The sequence below is a fragment of the Paenibacillus sp. NMA1017 genome, from assembly GCF_058895805.1.
On record NZ_JBZXYR010000005.1, the window covers coordinates 33,979 to 52,863 of the forward strand.

Below are 18,885 nucleotides of genomic sequence, written 5' to 3' on the forward strand. Positions count from 1 at the left end.
CCATAGATATGTGGGAGGCCACATTTGCATCAGAGAGGTGATTTGAATGAGAATATCCGATTTATCCATAGCAGACGACAAGTGGAGAGCTATTGTAGAAAATGACAAGTCTTATGACGGGGTATTTTTGTACGCTGTGAAGACAACGGGAATATTTTGTCGCCCCTCCTGCAAATCCAGACCTCCCAAAAGAGAGAACATCTGTATATTTAAAACAGCAGAGCAGGCGTTGGCCGAGCATTTTCGTCCATGCAAAAGGTGTAAACCGACAGGACAACGTTTGCCTGATCATGAATGGATCGCACTGGTTACAGAATACGTGAATTCTAACTATATGAAGGACTTAACATTGCACACCCTAGCTGAGATAAGTCATGGAAGTCCGTATCATTTACATCGTACTTTCAAGCGGATCATGCATCTAACCCCGATGGAATATATACAGCAGACCAGGTTGGACCAAGCGAAGAAGCTGCTCATTTGCTCAGATATATCTGTTGCGGAAGTGGGGGAGAACGTAGGTCTGTCCAATGCGCCTTACTTTATTACGTTATTTAAAAAGAATACAGGCTACACCCCATTGCAATATCGCCAGCTCAAATCGAAAGCAACACAAAATGGAGGTACACAACATGGCACATCAAATAAATAAAACGATCTATTGGTCATTGTTGACACATGAGGATTGGAATTTATATATTGCAGCTACTTCGGAAGGATTATGTTATGTGGGTTCGCCCAATCATCCTGTAGAGGAATTGTTTTCATGGGCGGGAAGACGATTTCCCGGCAGTCCTTTAGTTGAAGAGGATGCTGCTTTACAGCCCTATGCCAAGGAGTTGATTGAATATCTCCAAGGGAGACGCACCCAATTTACATTGCCCTTTGATTTTCATGGGACTGCGTTCCAGATGGCGGTTTGGAATGCGTTGTGTGATATTCCGTATGGGGAAACTCTATCCTATTCAGACATTGCCAATGCTATTCAAAAGCCAGCCTCTGTTCGTGCGGTGGGGGCTGCCATCGGTGCTAATCCGATTTTGGTCACGGTCCCTTGTCATCGGGTCATCGGTAAAAATGGAGCTATGACCGGGTATCGTGGTGGTTTGGACATGAAGGTGAAGCTTTTGCAGCTCGAAAAGGAACGTGTGGCTTCGGTTCAGTATGAAAAATGAGTATTACAAATCCCCCAAGACTCTTTTGAATAAAGGGACTGGCTTTTTGTCGGGGTATACACATTCGTTGAACCCGTATACAGGATGTACCTTTGGTTGCTCGTATTGCTATGTACGCCAATTGCCAGTCTCCACATTTCGGAAGGAAGCGTGGGGGACATGGGTTGATATAAAAAACCAGGCGGCAGATATTCTTCGCAAGGAGCTTCGCAGAGCCAAATCCAAAGGTAAAGTCACGATTTTCATGTCGTCAAGCACAGATCCTTATCAGCCTGCCGAGTACAAGGAAGAGGTGACCCGATCTCTGCTGGAAGTGATGGTGGAAGATCCGCCGGATTTTCTCTTTTTACAGACGCGCAGTCCACTGGTACGACGGGATACCGATTTACTGCTCCGATTGGGGGATCGTGTTCGTGTGAGTATGACTGTAGAAACAGACCGCGAGGACATCCGCAAACATTTTACTCCGGAAGCTCCTCCCATTCAGGCTCGTCTCCAAACGCTGCATCTCTTAAAGGAGGCAGGTGTACCGACGCAAGCTACGATTGCTCCGATGCTTCCAAGCAGTGAACAATTTGCAAACAAGCTTTTGCCTCTGGTCAACCGTGTCTGTATTGATGATTATTTTATGGGAGATGGCAGTGGGGGGAGACGAACGCGCAGCTTAAAAATTGGTGCGCTGTACGAGTCACTGGGGCTGGAAGAATGGTATCATCCTGCTGCCTATAAGGCGGTTTATGAACGTTTTCTCCATGTTTTCCCGAAAGAACAGCTCTACGTGAGCAAAGAAGGATTCGAACCTTGATGGAACAGAAGTCTATGCCATTGAATCAAGAGTGAACCATATAAGGGGGCAGCGGGAGAACGAATGCAAACTGTAATGACCAAAAACTTTGACTATGGGGAAAAGGAAATCAATTATCTAAAAAACGTAGACACCGTACTTGGTGCAGCGATGACGCAAATGGGCAAGGTAGAACGTGTGATCATTCCCGACCTGTTTGCGGCGCTCCTTCATGCGATTGTGGGACAGCTTATATCGGCCAAGGCGGTTCAGACCATATGGGCAAGGATGCAGGAGAAGTTAGGCGTGATCACTCCACAAAATATAGCCGTTCAGACGGCTCTAGATATTCAAAGCTGTGGCATCACCATGAAAAAGGCCACATGCATCCTCAATATAGCCCAAACGATCGAGCAGGGTCAGTTGGATTTACAGGAATTATATGAGCTTTCCGATACACAGGTGATCCAGAAATTGTCCTCGCTGCAAGGAATAGGACCTTGGACGGCTGAGATGATGCTGATTAATTGCATGGAGCGTCCAGATGTCGTCAGTTGGGGTGATATGGCTATTCGACGGGGCATGATGAAGTTGTACCATCTGGATACATTGACCAAGCAGCAATTCGAGGAGTACCGCCGAGTCTACTCGCCTTATGGTTCGGTGGCCTCCATTTATTTGTGGAGTATTTCATTTCGTTAAAAATCAGGGAGTGGAAACGATGGAGAAAACAATCAGAGAACAAATACTGTCATATGTGGATGCGGATTTTCAGAAATTCACGGCTGCATTGCTTCCGACGATTAATAATGTGCTGGGTGTACGTCTGCCAGTGCTGCGTAAGCTAGCTCAAAATATCGCCAAAGGGGATTGGCGTCTCTATCTGGAGACCGCTGAAAGTGAGCACTTCGAAGAAGTCATGCTGCAAGGCATGGTGATTGGTTCTGTAAAAACGGATATAGAGGAAGTTTTGAGTTATACCGCCAAGTTTGTTCCTAAAATTGATAATTGGTCCGTATGTGATAGTTTCTGTGCCGGATTGAAAATCACCAAACATCATAAAGAACGGGTGTGGGAGTTTATTCAACCCTACTTGCTCTCCAAGAAAGAATATGAAATTCGGTTTGGTGTAGTTATGCTTCTGAATTTTTATATTGAGGAACAGTATATGAACCGGGTGTTTGCTCTGCTAGATCAGACCCATCGTGAGGATTATTATGTACAAATGGCGGTAGCATGGGCGATATCGATCTGTTATATCAAGCTGCCTGAGGTAACCATGGCGTATTTAAGTCATAATACATTAGATGATTTTACCTTCAACAAAGCACTGCAAAAGATCACGGAATCATATCGGGTGGATCAGGCAACGAAAACGACCATTCGCGGTATGAAGCGAAAAAGAAAATAGGATCGGGTTCAGCAGCCAGGTACGCACTTTGCTTTTTTTGGAATCTAATAATAAAATGGAAGTAACTTTCGAAAAGGAGATGACGTGAATTGGCAGAGCAAGTGCGTCTTGGTAAAACAGATTTATATGTAAAACCAATTGGTTTGGGTGCAAATAAGGTGGGAGGACATAATCTCTTTTCCGATTTGAACAATGAAACGGGCAAAGAAGTCGTTCGCACAGCTTTGGACAACGGCATCAATTTTCTGGATACGGCTTTTATTTATGGACCTGAGCACTCGGAACGGTTGATTGGTGAGGTATTGAAAGAGCGTGGTCAGCGTGATAAAGCTGTTATTGCCACGAAGGGTGCACACAAATTTGTGAACGGAGAGGTCGTTTTTGACAACTCGCCTGCTTTTTTACGTGAATCTGTCGAATCCAGCCTGAAAAGATTGCAGACCGATTATATCGATCTGTTTTATATCCATTTCCCGGACGAAGCAACGCCGAAGGCAGAAGCAGTCGGAGAACTGAAGAAGCTCAAGGACGAAGGCAAAATCAAGGCTATTGGCGTATCTAACTTCTCCATTGAACAACTTAAGGATGCGAATAGCGACGGTTATGTAGATGTGCTCCAATCCCAATATAATTTGTTTCAACGGGAAGCTGAGAAGGATCTGCTGCCGTATACCAAGGAAAATGGCATTTCGTTTGTGCCTTATTTCCCGTTAGCTTCAGGATTGTTAGGTGGTAAGTATACGAAAGACATGACCTTCACAGACATCAGAGCGAAAAATCCACTGTTTCAGGGAGATGCATTTGCTCGTAATTTGGACAAAGTGGAGCAGGTACGGGAGATTGCCAATGCGTTGAATGCAGAGGTTGCTCATGTTGTGCTCGCATGGTATTTGACCCGCGATTCGATTGATGCCCTCATTCCAGGGGCGAAGGGGCCGGAGCAGGTGCTGGCGAATCTGAAGACGCTAAATGTCCAATTGAGTCAGGCTGATATCGAAAAGATTGACCACATTTTCAAATAATAAGTGCACCTGAAATTTGCAATTGTATATGTATTCCATCTTGAGAAGCTGCCGGACGGGCGGCTTCTTTTTCGTCCCTCTCTTGCATATCCTTGTAGGGTAAGTTCAACGCTGCAGGGGGATCGGATGATGAGAAGACCGCAATGGCACAGCGCGCCCAACAGAAGGCGACGCGGCAGACGTAGAGTATTTTTGATTGTGATACTGGCGCTGCTGGTAGGAATCATCCAGGTGGCTGCTTATGTGGAGCAGCATTTGAAGCCGCCCATGATGCATCTGGCAAAAGTGCGGGTCAAACAAATGGCGACGGAGGCAATTAATTCAGCAATTACAGCACAGGTAGAGCAGGGGAAGACGGCTGATAATCTGATCGAATGGAGAACGGATGCACAAGGAAGAACCTCCGGCTTTGTTCTGAATTATGCAGAGCATATGAGAATTACGTCAGACACGCTCAAAGCAGTCAAGGCAACGATGGACAGCATGAGCCATTTTGATGAGAGTGTTCCGATTGGTCAGGCTTTGGGCAGTCCGCTGTTGGCAGCTTATGGACCAACGGTTCCCCTAAAGGTAGAGCCGCATGGAGCGATCAAGGTGGATTTAAATACGCGGCAACAGGATGCGGGCATAAACATGATCTTGGTTGAAGTGTATATTAGGATTACGACGGAAGTGTCTGTGGTTATACCGTTTGAGATGCAACCTCAGATTGTGGAGACGGAAATCCCCGTTTCTTATTTGCTGGTGGTGGGCAACGTTCCGATGTACTACTATGACAATCAGGGGAAACCAGTAGGTAAAAATGGTGCAGCTGCTCCGCAGTTGGCGTTGCCTCCTCATTCCATAGAGAGTAACGGCGCTATAGATTCCAGCATAGTAAGTGTTCCAGAGGTACAGGAAAACCCAAACTCCTCTAGTCAGCCCCCAACGCCATAGAGCAGAGTGGAGTGACGTGAGCTGCTCAGGAAAAATAAAAGGGACCCTATGAGGAGGTCCCTTTTGTCTTTCCTTTTTTGAGCGCTTTGCGTTCGGACTGCTCCCACTGTCTTAATAACGGATACGGGTCAAAGGACCAATCTGCCCAGCCATTGTCCCGATATATACCATAGTGCAGATGCGGTGGAAACTTGCCTTGGGTACCGGGTTTTCCATAGCCCGAGCTTCCGACCCAGCCAACCGTCTGGCCAGGTGTAACGACGTCTCCATTGTGGACGGTTTTGTCAAAGCCGGAAAGGTGCGCATAGTAGTGATAGCGGTTGTTGAGATCTCGGATTCCGATGCGCCATCCTCCAAAGGGATTCCAGCCCTTCATTTCAACTACACCGTAGCAGGTACTGCGAACTGGAACTCCGTAGCCAGCAAACAGATCAGTTCCTTCATGTATACGGTAGCCGCCCCAGCTGCGACGGCTTCCCCATGTGCTGCGGTAGCTATAAATGCTGCCTAAAGGAAGGGGGAAAGCTTGACTGACCAGATCCAGCTTGCCATACGTCCGATACAGCTTGGCAAACTGCTGAACTCTTTGAACTGCGCGACTATTATGGTAATATTCCCAGACGGCAATACCAAATTCATCCTCGTTGTTTCCATACTTTCCGAGATAAGATGCGATGCTGAACAGCAGATCCTTGTCATTATTGCGGTCAGCAATTCCATCACCCGAACCGTCTTGTCCCAGCCCGGAAAATAGTTCAATGGAACGTGGATTTTGATCCTCCGAATCAGGGTTCATCAGGCCGGACCAGACGGGTCCCGTGATGAAAATACCTATGATTCGTTCCGCATGCTTGCGATCCCTGGGATGGGCCACTGTAAGTGTGCGTTCATACTGGTCGATGGCGGCCAGCCTGTACCAAGGGACTCCTGTCAGGGCTTCGATGGAACGATATAAAGCAAGCCTGGAAATATACAATGAAGACTGAGCATGTGAAGCATCTGTATTTGCGGTCAGGCTGCTTCCGGCGGATGAGGACTGTAAGTGATTGGCAAAGGCATGGGCAGGAAGCGGACAGGCCGATGTCAGTGTAGTAGCACATAACAGCAGCGATAATAAACGAACAGCTCGGGCTGTCCGCGCAGGGTAAGGCACGTGAACCGACCTCCTATAGAAGGGCTTAATCGCCCGGTAAATTCTAGGCCCGTATTCAATAGCGTAATAGGGCGCTTTTGTTTAGATTGAGTCATAACCGCCGCTTTTATCCATGTAAAGAGTTTACTTTTTCCGGCATCAATGTCATATCAAAAAGGGAACAATGAATGGAGGTTTTTCCATGGCTTTCATGTTATAATGTATGGCAATGACAGCTTAAGCTTATCAGAAAGAAGGTCTATGCCATTGTCTAGAAAAGTAAAGGAAGCTAAGCCCGACTGGATTCGTATTAAACTTACGACAGGCGATAACTATCAGGAAATCAAGAGCATGATGCGTTCCAAGACATTACATACCGTATGTGAGGAGGCACGATGCCCTAATATATATGAATGCTGGGCCAATAGGACAGCTACATTTATGATTTTGGGTGATATTTGTACGCGTGCGTGTCGTTTTTGCGCAGTAAATACGGGAATGCCTACGGAACTGGACTTGCAGGAGCCTGAACGCGTCGCGGAAGCGGCGGGGAACATGAATTTGAAGCACTGTGTCGTAACCAGTGTGGCTCGCGACGATTTAAAAGATGGGGGCGCTACTATATTTGCAGAAACGGTTCGTGCGATTCGCGGCCGGTTACCTTTGTGCAGTGTAGAAGTATTGATTCCCGATTTTATGGGCGATATTGAATCGCTGCGAATCGTCATGGATGCCAAACCAGATATTCTAAATCATAATATTGAAACGGTGGAGCGCATGTCCGACAAGGTTCGGGCTAAAGCGAAATACCGTCGGTCTCTGGAGCTGCTTCAACGTGCGAAGCAATTAAATCCGGCTATTCCAACGAAATCAAGCATCATGCTAGGTGTCGGGGAAGAGTGGGACGAGATCTTACAAGCCATGGATGATCTGCGTAAAGTCGATTGTGACATTCTGACAATTGGTCAATATTTGCAGCCGTCCGAGAAACATTTATATGTGCAAAAATATTATCCACCGGAAGATTTTGCGAAGTTAAAGGAAGAGGGATTACAGCGGGGATTCAGCCACGTTGAATCTGGACCGTTGGTCCGCAGCTCCTACCAAGCGCATGAGCAGGTGAAGTCAGCCGCTCAGCATAAGGAAGAAGGCGCCCTTTCGCAGGCTTGATCCGGGAAAGGCGGTCAGAATAGCTTGTTTCAAATCGGTGGTAAAAACTATGAATTGTTGCAGGATCACAAGAACGGGTGGAATCCCGAAGCGTTTCGTGATCGGTATAGTGAAGTGCTGGATCGCTATGATTACATTATTGGTGATTGGGGTTACAATCAGCTGCGTCTGAAGGGCTTTTATCGAGACGGTCATCCCAAAGCAAATAAGGATACATCTATAGTGGTACTGGACGATTACATTAATGAATACTGCAATTTTGGCTGTGCCTATTTTGTGTTGCAAAAAAGCCGTGAAGTGGTTAATAAAACCGGTGTCAATGATGAAATCATTGCTCCAGATATTCAGCAGTTGGTAGATGCTCAAAGGGAACAAGCGGGAACGTTAGAACCCGAAGAGCAGCAAGAAGTATTGCAACATACAGCTGGAGAACAGGAGTGGCCGCAACCACAGCAGGATTCCACAGCTACAGAGGAATTGCGAGTGGAGCAGCCTCGAGAAGCCCGAGAACCACGCGAGTTGCAACGTCGGGAACCGAAGGATGCTCAGGAAGTACGTGAACGACAGCCGCGTGAAGCTCGCGAAAGTCGTTCATCCAGAGAAGGACGTGAAGGAAATCGGCAGCGTGAGCCACGTGAAGCACGTGATTCGCGCCAGCCAAGAGAACCACGTGAAGCAAAGGATGGACGCAATCCGGGTGAAGGGCAGCAAACCCGTGAACCACGTAGACAGCGCAATCAGCAAGGGAGTTTCGATAAAAAGGAATCGCGTGGACCACGCTATGAGCGTCAACCAAAGGAAAATCGGGAGGGACGGCAAGTTCGTGTCTCACGTGAACCTGAGGGCCAGCGGCAGACCCATCCAGCTGCTAAAGCCGAAAGAACTGAAGGTAGTAAAAAGAATAAAACATTTACAGCTCCACAACAAAACGGTTCCTGAATTTTCAGGAACCGTTTTGTTTGTAAAAAAGAGCCAGAATCAGCTCTTTTATAGGTTCTAATTAAGAAAAGCGTTGCGTACTCGATCCCAAAATGGGAAAGGACGGTAACGAGCGAAGCTGATCTTCTGACTTGCGACCTGACATCGAACAGAGATTAAGTCATCCACAGGAAAGTTCAGGTGATCTACTGTCAATAAAAGACGCTGATCTTTCCGTGAAAAAATATCACAATGATGGTGTTTTGGCAGTAGCAATGGCGATCCCAGTGTCCGATACACACGGTTATTAATGGAAGCGATCTCAGTCAATTGCAATGCTTCAATGGTGGGGTGAACCATAGCTCCGCCAAGTGCTTTATTATAGGCGGTCGTTCCTGAGGGGGTAGAAACACATATACCGTCACCGCGAAACATTTCAAAGGTGATATCGTTAATATCTACTTGGGCAACGACAGTGCCATCCACCCCTTTTAACGTAAACTCATTCAAGGCAATAAAAGAAGCATTGCCTGACTTCTTGTGAATTTCCAACTCAATCAGTGGATACTTAACGATTCTCGGGTTAAGCGGTCCTTCAGATCCGCTTTGGCTCATCAGCTGGATTAGCTCCTCCAGCTCGTCCGCACGCCAATCAGCATAAAAGCCCAGATGACCGGTATGTACACCAACAAAGGCAATATCCGGAATGCGGTCGATGAAGGTATGAAACGCATGAAGCATCGTACCATCGCCTCCAATAGACACGACGATTTCCGGCGATTCGGCATCCAGCTTGAAATTCTTTTCTTGGGCAAGACGGTGAAATTGCTGACTCAAGTCCATGGAGTGCTGATCCCCGCGATCCAGAACATAATATCTCAAGATGAAAAGCTCCTTTGTCATGGGTATATATCGATCATAATCAATTATGAGCAAGAACACAATCGTTCATTGCCTGTGTGTTCTTCTCAAACGTACGTATAAGCGACTTGCACCCACACTCAACCACGAGAGACTAAGCATTCCAGCCAGTATAAAGGCAAGAAACAGCAGACTTTGCAACAACATGACGGACGAGAAGCCAGGAGACCACGCGATGTCGTATATCGGAGAAAAGACTGGAGAGCTTCCCTGTCCCATTAGAGGCCGCCATAACACGAGAGCTAGCAGTGATGAGATGATGCCGTGCGCAGCCCGGGCCAACAAAAATGGCATATAACGAAGATCCGTCATATTTAAAATACTTGCAACCTGCGCATGAACCGACAGCCCGCCCCAAGATAGAACAAAAGCGGCGGCAGCTACCTTGAACGGTAAGGCCGCTGCCGTCGCTTCACCTGCGGCTTGCGCTCCTAATGTGACTTCGAAAATACCACCTACAATGGACTCCGTTAACGTAGGAGGGAGACCACATGCAGTCAATAGGCTTGCCGTAAGCAGATGAAGCCCGCTCATTAAACCGGAGTTCGTCAAAGCTTCTAAAATGACGCAGAAGAATACAACTAGCCCTCCTACGACAATAATAAGGCGTAGGGAGGAAGTAATCGCCTGACGGAGTAACTCACCCAATGGGCGACCATCTTCCAAACGAGCTGTATGCATGGCATATAACGCTTGGCGTAGGGGTCCAGGGTGCCTATTGCGACCTGCTGTTTTTGTATTCTTGGACTTCGACCAGGCTTCTTGCGTAGGTTGAGGGCGGTCGCTGCGAGTATCTGTTTCCCCTGAACGGGAACCGTGGAAGCGCATAAGCAGCCCGATGAGGAGCACGCCACCATAATGGGCTGCGCCCAGTACGAGTGCAATTTCTGGTTGATGGAAGAAGCCAACGGAAACCGCACCGATCAAAAATATCGGATCAGAGGAAGTCGTAAATGCGACCAAACGCTCTCCTTCAATGCGTGTGATCCATTTTTGCTCCCACAGCTTGGCTGTTAGTTTAGCTCCAATAGGGTAACCGGATGCACAGCTGACCGCAGCGACAAAACCCCCGCAGCCAGGTACACGAAATAGAGGCTGCATCAGCGGATCCAACAGCGCACCTATGAAATGGACAATTCCGAAACCGAGGAGAAGCTCAGAAATAACGAAAAACGGGAATAAAGACGGAAACAGCACGTCCCACCAGATGGCAAGCCCCCGAAGTCCGGCATTCAGAGAGGATTGCGGGTACGCAGCCATAAGCATAAATAGGAATAGCAGTGTAAGAATGAGCAGAGGAAGCGAGTAACGGCGGTACAGCGACATAGAGGCCCCTCCTTTGGAGTTGTACTATTATACCTATGTCGGGGATGGACAAAGAGTACAAAAAAAGTAAAGAAAACGGTTACACCTAATGCTGTATTTTTGTAAATAGTATGTTAAAATAGGAAAACAACGATCCATAACCTTAAGGATGGAGTGATCAGGATGAGTATCGTTGCCGGTCTGTTCGTATGTGCTTTTGTGTATGTTATTCGTGCCTCTCTCGTCCATCCCGGTGAAGAGGATTGGCGGAGTTATTAGTTGTATTTATAGAATGACGAAGCTGTGTGCAACGAAGCACACCCTCTTCATATGTTAAATTGATAAAATGACGCTTATTTTTAGCGTCATTTTTTGTTTTTTGTTATAATACGGGTGTATATTTATTACCATAGCACAGAAAGTTGGAGGAAAAGTGAATCCTAGCCTGAGCATTTATGACAACCTTGGGGGTGCGGAAGGTGTTCGTGCTATTATTGAGGCCTTCTACCCGAGAGTTTATAAAGATCCGTTGTTAAGTCCCCTGTTTCCTAAAGACATGGAACCGGTAAAGGAAAAGCAGTTTATGTTCCTGAGCCAGTTTTTTGGAGGACCGTCCCTTTTTTCTGATGCATATGGTCATCCGATGTTACGTGCCAGACATATGAAGTTTCCCGTAACGGAGGAGCGAGCAGAGGCATGGCTGTCTTGTATGGCAGGTGCGTTAACGGATACGGGCATTGAGGAGCCGCTTCGTTCAATCATACTTAACCGTTTGTCTGGTCCTGCGCATCATTTTGTAAATACCCCGTAAGCTTTCGGGGATTGCCGAATTTTGGAGAGGGTTGTAAAAACATTGGAACTTGAACCGTTATATCAGATCAAAATCGCTTGCCCACATTGCGAAGAAGAATTTCAGACATCCCGTGTCAGACCAAGCCTAAAGAAGGCCATTCGTACAGATTCAGATTTTTGTGCTTATTATAAGAATGAAAATCCGGATTTTTATGTCGTAAGGGTCTGTCCTCATTGTGGATTTACCTCGACAGAGCACTCTACCGTTCAATTAAGCGATCAGCAAACCAAGATATTTAAGGATAAAATTGGCAATCGCTGGCAGTCTCGCGAATATGGCGGGCATCGTAGCTGGGAAGAGGCATTAGAAACGTATAAACTGGGTTTACTCTGTGCCCAGGTCATTGGAGAAAAGGAACGCGTAGTAGCTAGTCTATTACAGCATATCGCATGGATGTACAGATACCAGGGAAATGAAGAGCAGGAGCTGCGCTTCCTCAAATTTAGTCTGGATTCTTATGTTCGGGTTTATGAGCTGGAGGGTGTCGGGGCAAACAATGCCAAACTGCTTTATCTAATTGGTGAATTGCATCGACGTACAGGCAACTTTAACGAAGCGGTACGCTGGTTTTCGCGTGTCATTAATGACAAAAAGATTATGGATGCAGCTATGATCAGGGCTTCCCGTGAACAGTGGTCTGTACTGCGAGAACAAATGCTGGCTAAAAATTTCCAACTGCCGGAGGAAATGCAAGACGCAAGCTCCTCCTGAAGAAATAAAGGTGTGCACTATGGCCGGTTTAGGCTCATGGTTCACACCTTGTTTGTAAAACGGGTTATCTTATCTTACAACTGCCTCAGCCTCATGAATTAATGATGGCGCAACGTGGTATCTGACAGCAAATAATTGTCATCACAATCCACTAAAGTAACCTTGTTATGGCAACATGGAAACACAAGCAGCTTTTTCATACCTTCGTGTATGAGCTTAAGTTCTTTTGGCTTCAGGGGCAGCAAAACATTATCATGGTCGCAAAACGGACAAGACTGTACATAAACGTCTCCCATGACGATGTCATAAGGCCAGGTTTTATGGAAAGGGATCATGATTTGTCCGATTCTCCGCCGTTCGGGTCAGCGGTTTCTTCTTTAGCCAGTTCGGCCAGCTTTTGCATCAAAATGTGCTGGGGTGTATGCATAAGGTGTTCCAGCGGAATGCCGAGCTTTTCGGATAATTTCACAGCCGTTTCCGGCGAAATTTGTAAGGGTCTCATCCTGTTTTCCTCCCAATTGTAGTGATTTACTATCACGATGTAGCTTTATTGTATATGAAACCACATGAATTCGCCAAAAAAGAAAGGTGGAACTATTATGAAAACACCGTTAAAGCAGACATGGGATCTGGAATCTATTTTTAGCGGAGGATCTTCCTCTGCCTCATTCCATGCATTTTTGGAAGAATTGGAAAGCAAGGTCCAACAGCTGCAATCCCAGCTTAAAGCAGCCAAAGTACCACAAACGGTATTGGATACCGAGCGTCTGGATAGTGTACTGAAAAGCCTTCAGGAGCTGTTTAATGGCGCGTCGCAGGCGGGTTCCTTTGTCTCATGTCTAACTGCTCAAAACCAGCACGACAAGCTGGCTGTTCAACTGGGGGCGCGTGTCAACACGCTGTATGCCCAAGGGAAAAGTGCTTTAGTATCATTCCAGAACTTGCTGGCACAAACCAGTGAAGACATTTGGCAAAAATGGATGGAGCGTGAAGCTATCCAGCCGATTTCTTTTGTCCTGACTGAATATCGGAACGAAGCACGTGAAAAAATGGCTCCTGAGCTGGAAAGCCTTGCATTGGATCTGGCAGTGGATGGCTACCATGGCTGGGGCGACTTTTATGATACCATTGTCAAAAATATGACGATCCCTGTGCCAGAAAATGGCGAGATCGTAAACCTGTCTGTAGGTCAGGCAGCCAATAAGCTGGATGAAGCAGATCGCAGCGTACGTAAAGACGTGTTTGCACGTTGGGAAGAGGCGTGGACTCAGGTAGAGGACTATTGCGCGGATACATTGAATCATTTGGCAGGCTTCCGTCTGAAGCTATATGAAAAACGAGGCTGGACAGATGTGCTTAAGGAACCGCTGGAAATCAGCCGTATGTCCGCACAAACGTTAGATACGATGTGGCAGGTTATAAATGAAACGAAGCCTATTGTAGTCAAATACTTGGAGCGGAAAGCAAATCTGCTGGGCTTAGAGAAGCTGTCCTGGCATGACGTTGAAGCTCCGCTGGGGACGTCAACCACTAAAATCCCTTACGACGATGCTGCTGTAACGATTGTTGAGCAATTTGGTAAATTTAGCTCGAGAATGGCTGACTTTGCCCAAATGGCTTTTGAGAAAAGCTGGATCGAAGCAGAGGATCGTCCAGGCAAACGTCCGGGTGGTTTCTGTACATCTCTGCGTCTGAGCAAAGAGACCCGTATTTTTATGACCTATGCCGGATCACCATCCAACGTTTCGACACTGGCCCATGAGCTCGGACACGGTTATCATCAGCATGTGATGAATGAATTGCATCCATTGAATCAAAATTATGCTATGAACGTGGCTGAGACGGCATCAACGCTGGCAGAACTTATTGTATCAGATGCTTTGCTGGAAGCTGCCGAGGGCCAGGAGAAGGTGGCTTTGCTGGAGGATAAAATTCAGCGCGGTGTAGCCTTCTTTATGAACATTCATGCCCGTTTCCTGTTTGAAACCCGTTTTTACGAGTTGCGTAAAAAAGGAGTCGTAGGAGCACAACAATTAAGCGAGTTGATGGAACAAGCGCAGCGGGAAGCGTTTAGTGGTGTCCTGGATGAGGCTCATCCTCATTTTTGGGCATCCAAGTTGCATTTCTATATTACGGACACTCCTTTCTACAACTTCCCGTACACCTTCGGGTATATGTTCAGTGCAGGAATTTACGCTTTTGCGAAGGAAAACCCTGACGGCTTCGCCGACCAATATGATGCCTTGCTGCGTGATACAGGTCGCATGACAGTCGAAGAATTGGCTTCCAAGCACTTAGGTACCGATTTAACACAGGCTGACTTCTGGCGTGGTGCTGCGCAAGTTACTGTTCAGGATATTGAGCAATTTTTACAAATGACAAAATAACGGATTTACACTTTAGAAAGGTCTCCCATAAGGGAGGCCTTTTTTGTAATTTTTGCAGAAGATGATGAACAAAGTCGCAAAATGTCGAAATGTAATTAATATTACCTGTTGGCGAAATTTAAAATGATGGATATACTTAGAAAATAGTTATAAATACCCAATTATGTTGATTTTGATTGTAAGCTTAAAAATCTTCGCATATAATTGAGCCGTAAGACCTATTAATTATTTTTGTATAAGGTATATAGGAGGGTTTTTATGATGGATGAAGTAGGTCAATTGTCGTTGGCAAGGCAAATGGATATCGTTTTAAAAGAACTGGATAATGAACTGGCGGGTTTATCGTCAGGCATCGTATTTGTACAAATACGTAACAATGTAGTTGGGAAATTTGGGATTCGTCATAATCCGCTTGCAGGTAAAGGTGGCACGTTTGCAGCAGTAGAACCGGGGTTATCAGCAAAGCATCGGGAGGATTTTCGGCGTATGGCTCTAGAAACGCTAAATCATAAGCGTAGCTGGACTCATGGTGAGATTGCTTTCGATTTTGCCATCAGACAAGGAACGATTTTGGTAGATGCAACACTGGAGTCCAACTACAACATGGCGAATCTCATGATCCGCTACAACAAGCCTACATACCGAGCGGCTAATTCGGAATAATTATTAATAACTAAAGGAGAAAAGGCGGCCTTCCTAGGGAAGACCGCCTTTGTTATATGCCCGTTATAACGCATTTTGGTAAATTACGATGAACGGAATGCTCATGTGGAATAATGACGCTTATTGACCTGAACGACCTGATAATTGCTGTTCGGCCAGCTGTACCAAGCGTTTAGTGATATAGCCTCCCAGAGAACCAGCTTCACGGGAAGGCATGTCACCGTAGTAACCATCTGCTGGAATGGTGATGCCCAGCTCTTGTGCAGCTTCATATTTCAATTGTTGCAATGCGTTGTTGGCTTGAGGAACAACTAGGTTGTTACTGCGACGGCTTCTGCCTTGATTAGCTTCATTCATGTGTAGTCACCTCCTTCGGCTGTGATGAGGTTAGTATGCGACAGAGTTATGAAAATATGCGCCGAAGGAAGAAAAGTGACTAGAGGGAAATTACGGATATATGATATGAATCTGAGTTTTGAGGTCGATGGATTGCTGAGGCTCCAGACGGATCAGTCCGCCTCCCTCGGCAGGATTAGGTAAATTGGGAGCATCGGACAACCAGGTATAAGGCTCAATGCAAAGATACTGATCGCATTCACCTTTGGTATATAACACCCAATACTTAAAGTATTGCTCATCTGCTGTGTAGCGGATTTGATAACCGTCGTCACGAGTCAAAAGAGCTTCGGCTGGGCCTTCCGTTGCCCGCAGCAGCGTATCTAGATTCGTTCCTTTCAGAGAAAGGCCCGAAGAGAGCTGTTCCAAGTCATTCAACGAAGTAATGATACCTGTAGGTAGCTGTTCAGCATCCTGCTCATATACGCCGTTCACGGGTAGCTCTAGGCGCCAGCGCTCAGGTTCTCCGTCCACCATAAACCAAGTGTGATATCCCAAGCCAAACGGGGCTGCTTTTTCACCCAAATTCGTTACGCGCAGCGTTTGACTTAATACTGCACCCTGCAAGCGATACGTCATCTCCAGACGTAAAGGAATGGGGAATTGTTCCATCCAGTGCAGATCACTTTCTGTCAAAAGCTCGGTAGTAACACTGCAACCTTCTTCATCCTCTTCAATATCACTGCAGCGCCAGGATTGATTACGATGCAGACCGTGTATATGATTGTCATTGGCTGTATTTCGGTCGAACTGATAAGGAACACCGTCAAACTCAAATTGTCCCTTGCGAATGCGTCCTGGTGGAATCAAAATGGGCAAGCCAAAATGATAAGGCTTTTGTAAATAGAAAGCTAATTCTTCCTCACCAGGCCGACGTACGATATCCCGGTCGAGCTTCAGATCACGCACTGAGATAATATTATTCCCGAGGCGAGGGATCATCGTAACTTCCAGTTCACCACTATGTAAAACATACGTGTCGTAACCGTTCCAGTGTTCTTTGGTCACTTGTTTCATATCCATGCTCCTTTGTCCACTATAATCGGTTGAAGCTTCGTGTCATTATGATAACAGATTTTTGGTCGTAGGGCACAATCGTCATTTGACAATAACATTATGCGGAATTATCATTAATGTAGTTTAGAAAGTAATGACATGGATAACGCGATGATGAGGACAAGTAAGCTTTCGCATAAGCTCTTCAGAAAGCCGGTGGTGGATGGGAACCGGTGAGCCTGCACTGCTGAATGGACCTTGGAGTGCCGCACAGAACAGGATTTTACGTTCCTCAGTATGACGGCCGATTGCTCCCCGTTAACGGAGCTTTAAGATTGCAATCAGTCATGGCGCATAGCTCCGACAAGCAGAGGCTGACGGCAATGAATAAGGGTGGTACCACGGTCTCGCGTCCCTTGAGGATGCGGGGCCTTTTTGCGTTCAAATTTTGAAATAAACGGAGGAGGAAGAATATGAAAACTGTACTTTCAGGTATTCAGCCTAGCGGACAACTTACTTTGGGTAATTACATCGGCGCAATGAAAAACTTTGTCAAATTGCAAGAGGATCACCAATGTTACTTTATGGTTCCAGATCTTCATGCGATTACCGTACCGCAGGAACCAGCTCAATTACGCGAGCAGTCGGAGGCGGTGGCGGCATTATTTATCGCAGCGGGTATTAACCCAGAGAAATCCAACGTCTTTTTACAATCCCATGTTCCTCAGCACGCTGAGCTGGGATGGTTGATGACAACACTGACGAATATGGGCGAGCTGGAACGTATGACTCAGTTTAAGGACAAGGCTGCTGGCAAGGATTCCGTAGGAGCAGGGCTGTTCGTATATCCGTCGTTGATGGCAGCTGACATTTTGCTCTACAACGCAGATCTCGTCCCGGTGGGCGAAGATCAGAAACAGCATCTGGAGCTGACACGGGATTTGGCGGGCCGCTTTAATCATCGTTATGGAGATTATTTTACAATTCCTGAGCCGTATATCCCTGAAGTAGGGGCGAGAATTATGTCCCTGGATGATGCATCCAAAAAAATGAGCAAGAGTAATCCGAATGCAGGCAGTTTTATTGCGCTGCTGGACGATCCGAAAGTTATACGCAAAAAAATCAGCCGCGCTACGACCGATTCTGGCAGTGAGGTTAGATATGATCCTGCCAATAAACCGGAAATTAGTAATCTAATGAGCATTTACAGCCAGTGTTCCGGTTTGTCGCTCCAAGAAGTGCAGGATCGTTATGAAGGCCAAATGTACGGGACATTTAAAAAAGAACTGGCAGAGACGGTTGTAGCTATGCTTGAACCGATTCAGCAGCGCTATCGCGACATCCGGGAATCCGGTGAGATTGGACGTATTTTGGCCCAATCCGCAGAGCGTGCTCAAGAAGCGGCTGAAGTCACGCTGTCTGCGGTCAAAGAGCGCATGGGCTTTCTGCCACGTCTACGCTAGAGCCATATTGCAAGCAAAACGGATCAAGCCTCTATAGAATTGGCTTAGGAGCGGCGTTGTCGGGCTTTGACCACGAAACCCCAGCCGATATTGCCGACAGATAATAGCCCCAGTAGAATGGCAAGCCATGCGGAATAACTGATGGATATAGCGGCTGCGGTCAGCAGGACAATGGATGAAACGGCAAACCATAGGGATAAACCTTTGCTCATTGGTAAAAACCTCCAGTGTTCGAATGTTGAATTTCAGGAATAAGTAGTTGTAAGCGAGCCATAATAATCTTGCAAGCTTGCAATGAACCTCACTCACACAGAACTGAAAGGAGATTCAAATATGAGCAGACGTCGTTCAAACAACCTGCAAGTACCGCAGGCCAACGCCGCTTTACAACAATTAAAATATGAGGCAGCTCAAGAACTTGGCATCACCATCCCACAGGACGGTTACTTCGGTAATGTTGTTTCCCGCGAAACAGGTTCTCTTGGGGGTTACATCACGAAAAAGCTGGTCCAACAAGCAGAACAATCCTTGTCGGGCAGCAGCCGTTTGCAGTAATACACATAAACAATCCATCTTGGAAGCTGTATTATGAGCAACTGTGATGAAGAAAATCCGGAGCGATCATGCTCCGGATTTTTTTAC

Annotated in this window: 23 protein-coding genes; 15 read left to right on the top strand and 8 right to left on the bottom strand. The window is 46.5% G+C overall.

The features are described from left to right. Nucleotides 1-46 precede the first annotated feature (46 nt). The 7 genes from AC5ELV_RS14370 (at nucleotide 47) to yunB (ending at nucleotide 5,328) form a co-directional block, all read left to right on the top strand. Nucleotides 47-652 (top strand): bifunctional transcriptional activator/DNA repair enzyme AdaA, encoded by a 606-nt coding sequence (locus AC5ELV_RS14370; RefSeq protein ID WP_493430731.1) that lies wholly within the window; start codon nucleotides 47-49, stop codon nucleotides 650-652. Next, on the top strand, nucleotides 633-1,175 hold the full coding sequence (locus tag AC5ELV_RS14375; RefSeq protein ID WP_493430732.1) for a methylated-DNA--[protein]-cysteine S-methyltransferase: 543 nt from the start codon (nucleotides 633-635) through the stop codon (nucleotides 1,173-1,175). The genes AC5ELV_RS14370 and AC5ELV_RS14375 overlap by 20 nt, the downstream gene beginning before the upstream one ends. Next, nucleotides 1,165-1,980 (top strand): SPL family radical SAM protein, encoded by an 816-nt coding sequence (locus AC5ELV_RS14380; protein ID WP_493430733.1) that lies wholly within the window; start codon nucleotides 1,165-1,167, stop codon nucleotides 1,978-1,980. Before AC5ELV_RS14375 ends, AC5ELV_RS14380 begins: the two co-directional genes overlap by 11 nt. A gap of 63 nt (nucleotides 1,981-2,043) precedes the next feature. Continuing rightward, entirely contained in the window at nucleotides 2,044-2,661 is a 618-nt protein-coding gene (locus AC5ELV_RS14385; protein ID WP_493430734.1) for a DNA-3-methyladenine glycosylase family protein, read from the top strand. A gap of 19 nt (nucleotides 2,662-2,680) precedes the next feature. Beyond that, nucleotides 2,681-3,370, top strand: coding sequence for a DNA alkylation repair protein (locus tag AC5ELV_RS14390; RefSeq protein WP_307353174.1), 690 nt, complete (start codon nucleotides 2,681-2,683; stop codon nucleotides 3,368-3,370). Between the two features lie 89 nt (nucleotides 3,371-3,459). Further along, complete coding sequence (locus AC5ELV_RS14395; RefSeq protein ID WP_069080784.1) at nucleotides 3,460-4,392, top strand: aldo/keto reductase; 933 nt, start codon at nucleotides 3,460-3,462, stop codon at nucleotides 4,390-4,392. Nucleotides 4,393-4,518: 126 nt separating this feature from the next. After that, nucleotides 4,519-5,328, top strand: coding sequence for a sporulation protein YunB (gene yunB / locus AC5ELV_RS14400; protein WP_493430735.1), 810 nt, complete (start codon nucleotides 4,519-4,521; stop codon nucleotides 5,326-5,328). A 46-nt stretch (nucleotides 5,329-5,374) separates the two neighbouring features. On the opposite strand, the gene AC5ELV_RS14405 is transcribed toward yunB, so the two are convergent. Continuing rightward, nucleotides 5,375-6,481, bottom strand: a complete 1,107-nt coding sequence (locus AC5ELV_RS14405) for a M23 family metallopeptidase (RefSeq protein WP_493430736.1) — start codon at nucleotides 6,479-6,481, stop codon at nucleotides 5,375-5,377. A gap of 246 nt (nucleotides 6,482-6,727) precedes the next feature. Between AC5ELV_RS14405 and lipA the strand changes: the two genes are divergently transcribed. After that, nucleotides 6,728-7,630: a lipoyl synthase gene (gene lipA, locus AC5ELV_RS14410; protein ID WP_493430737.1), complete on the top strand. Its 903-nt coding sequence runs from the start codon at nucleotides 6,728-6,730 to the stop codon at nucleotides 7,628-7,630. A gap of 24 nt (nucleotides 7,631-7,654) precedes the next feature. Next, the gene (locus tag AC5ELV_RS14415; RefSeq protein WP_493430738.1) at nucleotides 7,655-8,569 is read left to right on the top strand and encodes a YutD family protein; all 915 of its coding nucleotides are present in this window, start codon (nucleotides 7,655-7,657) and stop codon (nucleotides 8,567-8,569) included. A 57-nt stretch (nucleotides 8,570-8,626) separates the two neighbouring features. Here the strand turns inward: AC5ELV_RS14415 and AC5ELV_RS14420 are convergent, their stop codons facing one another. After that, on the bottom strand, nucleotides 8,627-9,430 hold the full coding sequence (locus AC5ELV_RS14420; RefSeq protein WP_493430739.1) for an NAD kinase: 804 nt from the start codon (nucleotides 9,428-9,430) through the stop codon (nucleotides 8,627-8,629). 66 nt (nucleotides 9,431-9,496) lie between these two features. Further along, on the bottom strand, nucleotides 9,497-10,795 hold the full coding sequence (gene ylbJ / locus AC5ELV_RS14425; protein ID WP_493430740.1) for a sporulation integral membrane protein YlbJ: 1,299 nt from the start codon (nucleotides 10,793-10,795) through the stop codon (nucleotides 9,497-9,499). A 412-nt stretch (nucleotides 10,796-11,207) separates the two neighbouring features. Between ylbJ and AC5ELV_RS14430 the strand changes: the two genes are divergently transcribed. Beyond that, nucleotides 11,208-11,585 carry a globin domain-containing protein gene (locus tag AC5ELV_RS14430; protein WP_254350142.1) on the top strand — a complete coding sequence of 126 codons (378 nt, stop codon included), beginning with the start codon at nucleotides 11,208-11,210 and terminating at the stop codon, nucleotides 11,583-11,585. A 21-nt stretch (nucleotides 11,586-11,606) separates the two neighbouring features. Beyond that, complete coding sequence (locus tag AC5ELV_RS14435) at nucleotides 11,607-12,338, top strand: DUF2225 domain-containing protein (protein ID WP_103049969.1); 732 nt, start codon at nucleotides 11,607-11,609, stop codon at nucleotides 12,336-12,338. A gap of 98 nt (nucleotides 12,339-12,436) precedes the next feature. On the opposite strand, the gene AC5ELV_RS14440 is transcribed toward AC5ELV_RS14435, so the two are convergent. After that, nucleotides 12,437-12,673 carry a hypothetical protein gene (locus AC5ELV_RS14440; RefSeq protein WP_493430741.1) on the bottom strand — a complete coding sequence of 79 codons (237 nt, stop codon included), beginning with the start codon at nucleotides 12,671-12,673 and terminating at the stop codon, nucleotides 12,437-12,439. Next, nucleotides 12,670-12,840 (bottom strand): YycC family protein, encoded by a 171-nt coding sequence (locus AC5ELV_RS14445; protein WP_014277894.1) that lies wholly within the window; start codon nucleotides 12,838-12,840, stop codon nucleotides 12,670-12,672. The genes AC5ELV_RS14440 and AC5ELV_RS14445 overlap by 4 nt, the downstream gene beginning before the upstream one ends. A gap of 97 nt (nucleotides 12,841-12,937) precedes the next feature. Here AC5ELV_RS14445 and AC5ELV_RS14450 point away from each other — a divergent pair, with 97 nt between their 5' ends. Continuing rightward, nucleotides 12,938-14,725, top strand: coding sequence for a M3 family oligoendopeptidase (locus tag AC5ELV_RS14450; protein ID WP_493430742.1), 1,788 nt, complete (start codon nucleotides 12,938-12,940; stop codon nucleotides 14,723-14,725). A gap of 261 nt (nucleotides 14,726-14,986) precedes the next feature. Further along, nucleotides 14,987-15,388 (top strand): hypothetical protein, encoded by a 402-nt coding sequence (locus AC5ELV_RS14455; RefSeq protein WP_013311862.1) that lies wholly within the window; start codon nucleotides 14,987-14,989, stop codon nucleotides 15,386-15,388. 120 nt (nucleotides 15,389-15,508) lie between these two features. On the opposite strand, the gene AC5ELV_RS14460 is transcribed toward AC5ELV_RS14455, so the two are convergent. Then, nucleotides 15,509-15,745, bottom strand: coding sequence for an alpha/beta-type small acid-soluble spore protein (locus tag AC5ELV_RS14460; protein ID WP_013311861.1), 237 nt, complete (start codon nucleotides 15,743-15,745; stop codon nucleotides 15,509-15,511). A 90-nt stretch (nucleotides 15,746-15,835) separates the two neighbouring features. Beyond that, nucleotides 15,836-16,801 carry an aldose 1-epimerase gene (locus tag AC5ELV_RS14465; RefSeq protein WP_493430743.1) on the bottom strand — a complete coding sequence of 322 codons (966 nt, stop codon included), beginning with the start codon at nucleotides 16,799-16,801 and terminating at the stop codon, nucleotides 15,836-15,838. A gap of 452 nt (nucleotides 16,802-17,253) precedes the next feature. Between AC5ELV_RS14465 and trpS the strand changes: the two genes are divergently transcribed. After that, on the top strand, nucleotides 17,254-18,243 hold the full coding sequence (trpS, locus tag AC5ELV_RS14470) for a tryptophan--tRNA ligase (RefSeq protein WP_307353203.1): 990 nt from the start codon (nucleotides 17,254-17,256) through the stop codon (nucleotides 18,241-18,243). A 44-nt stretch (nucleotides 18,244-18,287) separates the two neighbouring features. On the opposite strand, the gene AC5ELV_RS14475 is transcribed toward trpS, so the two are convergent. Next, nucleotides 18,288-18,455, bottom strand: a complete 168-nt coding sequence (locus AC5ELV_RS14475) for a hypothetical protein (RefSeq protein ID WP_007431986.1) — start codon at nucleotides 18,453-18,455, stop codon at nucleotides 18,288-18,290. A gap of 121 nt (nucleotides 18,456-18,576) precedes the next feature. Between AC5ELV_RS14475 and AC5ELV_RS14480 the strand changes: the two genes are divergently transcribed. Beyond that, entirely contained in the window at nucleotides 18,577-18,798 is a 222-nt protein-coding gene (locus AC5ELV_RS14480) for an alpha/beta-type small acid-soluble spore protein (RefSeq protein ID WP_013311857.1), read from the top strand. Nucleotides 18,799-18,885 lie beyond the last annotated feature (87 nt).

Coding starts and splice junctions, on each gene's coding strand:
- AC5ELV_RS14370 (WP_493430731.1), top strand. CDS start 47: ATGAGAATATCCGATTTATCCATAGCAGACGACAAGTGGAGAGCTATT.
- AC5ELV_RS14375 (WP_493430732.1), top strand. CDS start 633: ATGGCACATCAAATAAATAAAACGATCTATTGGTCATTGTTGACACAT.
- AC5ELV_RS14380 (WP_493430733.1), top strand. CDS start 1,165: ATGAAAAATGAGTATTACAAATCCCCCAAGACTCTTTTGAATAAAGGG.
- AC5ELV_RS14385 (WP_493430734.1), top strand. CDS start 2,044: ATGCAAACTGTAATGACCAAAAACTTTGACTATGGGGAAAAGGAAATC.
- AC5ELV_RS14390 (WP_307353174.1), top strand. CDS start 2,681: ATGGAGAAAACAATCAGAGAACAAATACTGTCATATGTGGATGCGGAT.
- yunB (WP_493430735.1), top strand. CDS start 4,519: ATGATGAGAAGACCGCAATGGCACAGCGCGCCCAACAGAAGGCGACGC.
- ylbJ (WP_493430740.1), bottom strand. CDS start 10,795: ATGTCGCTGTACCGCCGTTACTCGCTTCCTCTGCTCATTCTTACACTG.
- AC5ELV_RS14440 (WP_493430741.1), bottom strand. CDS start 12,673: ATGATCCCTTTCCATAAAACCTGGCCTTATGACATCGTCATGGGAGAC.
- AC5ELV_RS14445 (WP_014277894.1), bottom strand. CDS start 12,840: ATGAGACCCTTACAAATTTCGCCGGAAACGGCTGTGAAATTATCCGAA.
- AC5ELV_RS14450 (WP_493430742.1), top strand. CDS start 12,938: ATGAAAACACCGTTAAAGCAGACATGGGATCTGGAATCTATTTTTAGC.
- AC5ELV_RS14455 (WP_013311862.1), top strand. CDS start 14,987: ATGGATGAAGTAGGTCAATTGTCGTTGGCAAGGCAAATGGATATCGTT.
- AC5ELV_RS14460 (WP_013311861.1), bottom strand. CDS start 15,745: ATGAATGAAGCTAATCAAGGCAGAAGCCGTCGCAGTAACAACCTAGTT.
- AC5ELV_RS14465 (WP_493430743.1), bottom strand. CDS start 16,801: ATGAAACAAGTGACCAAAGAACACTGGAACGGTTACGACACGTATGTT.
- trpS (WP_307353203.1), top strand. CDS start 17,254: ATGAAAACTGTACTTTCAGGTATTCAGCCTAGCGGACAACTTACTTTG.
- AC5ELV_RS14475 (WP_007431986.1), bottom strand. CDS start 18,455: ATGAGCAAAGGTTTATCCCTATGGTTTGCCGTTTCATCCATTGTCCTG.
- AC5ELV_RS14480 (WP_013311857.1), top strand. CDS start 18,577: ATGAGCAGACGTCGTTCAAACAACCTGCAAGTACCGCAGGCCAACGCC.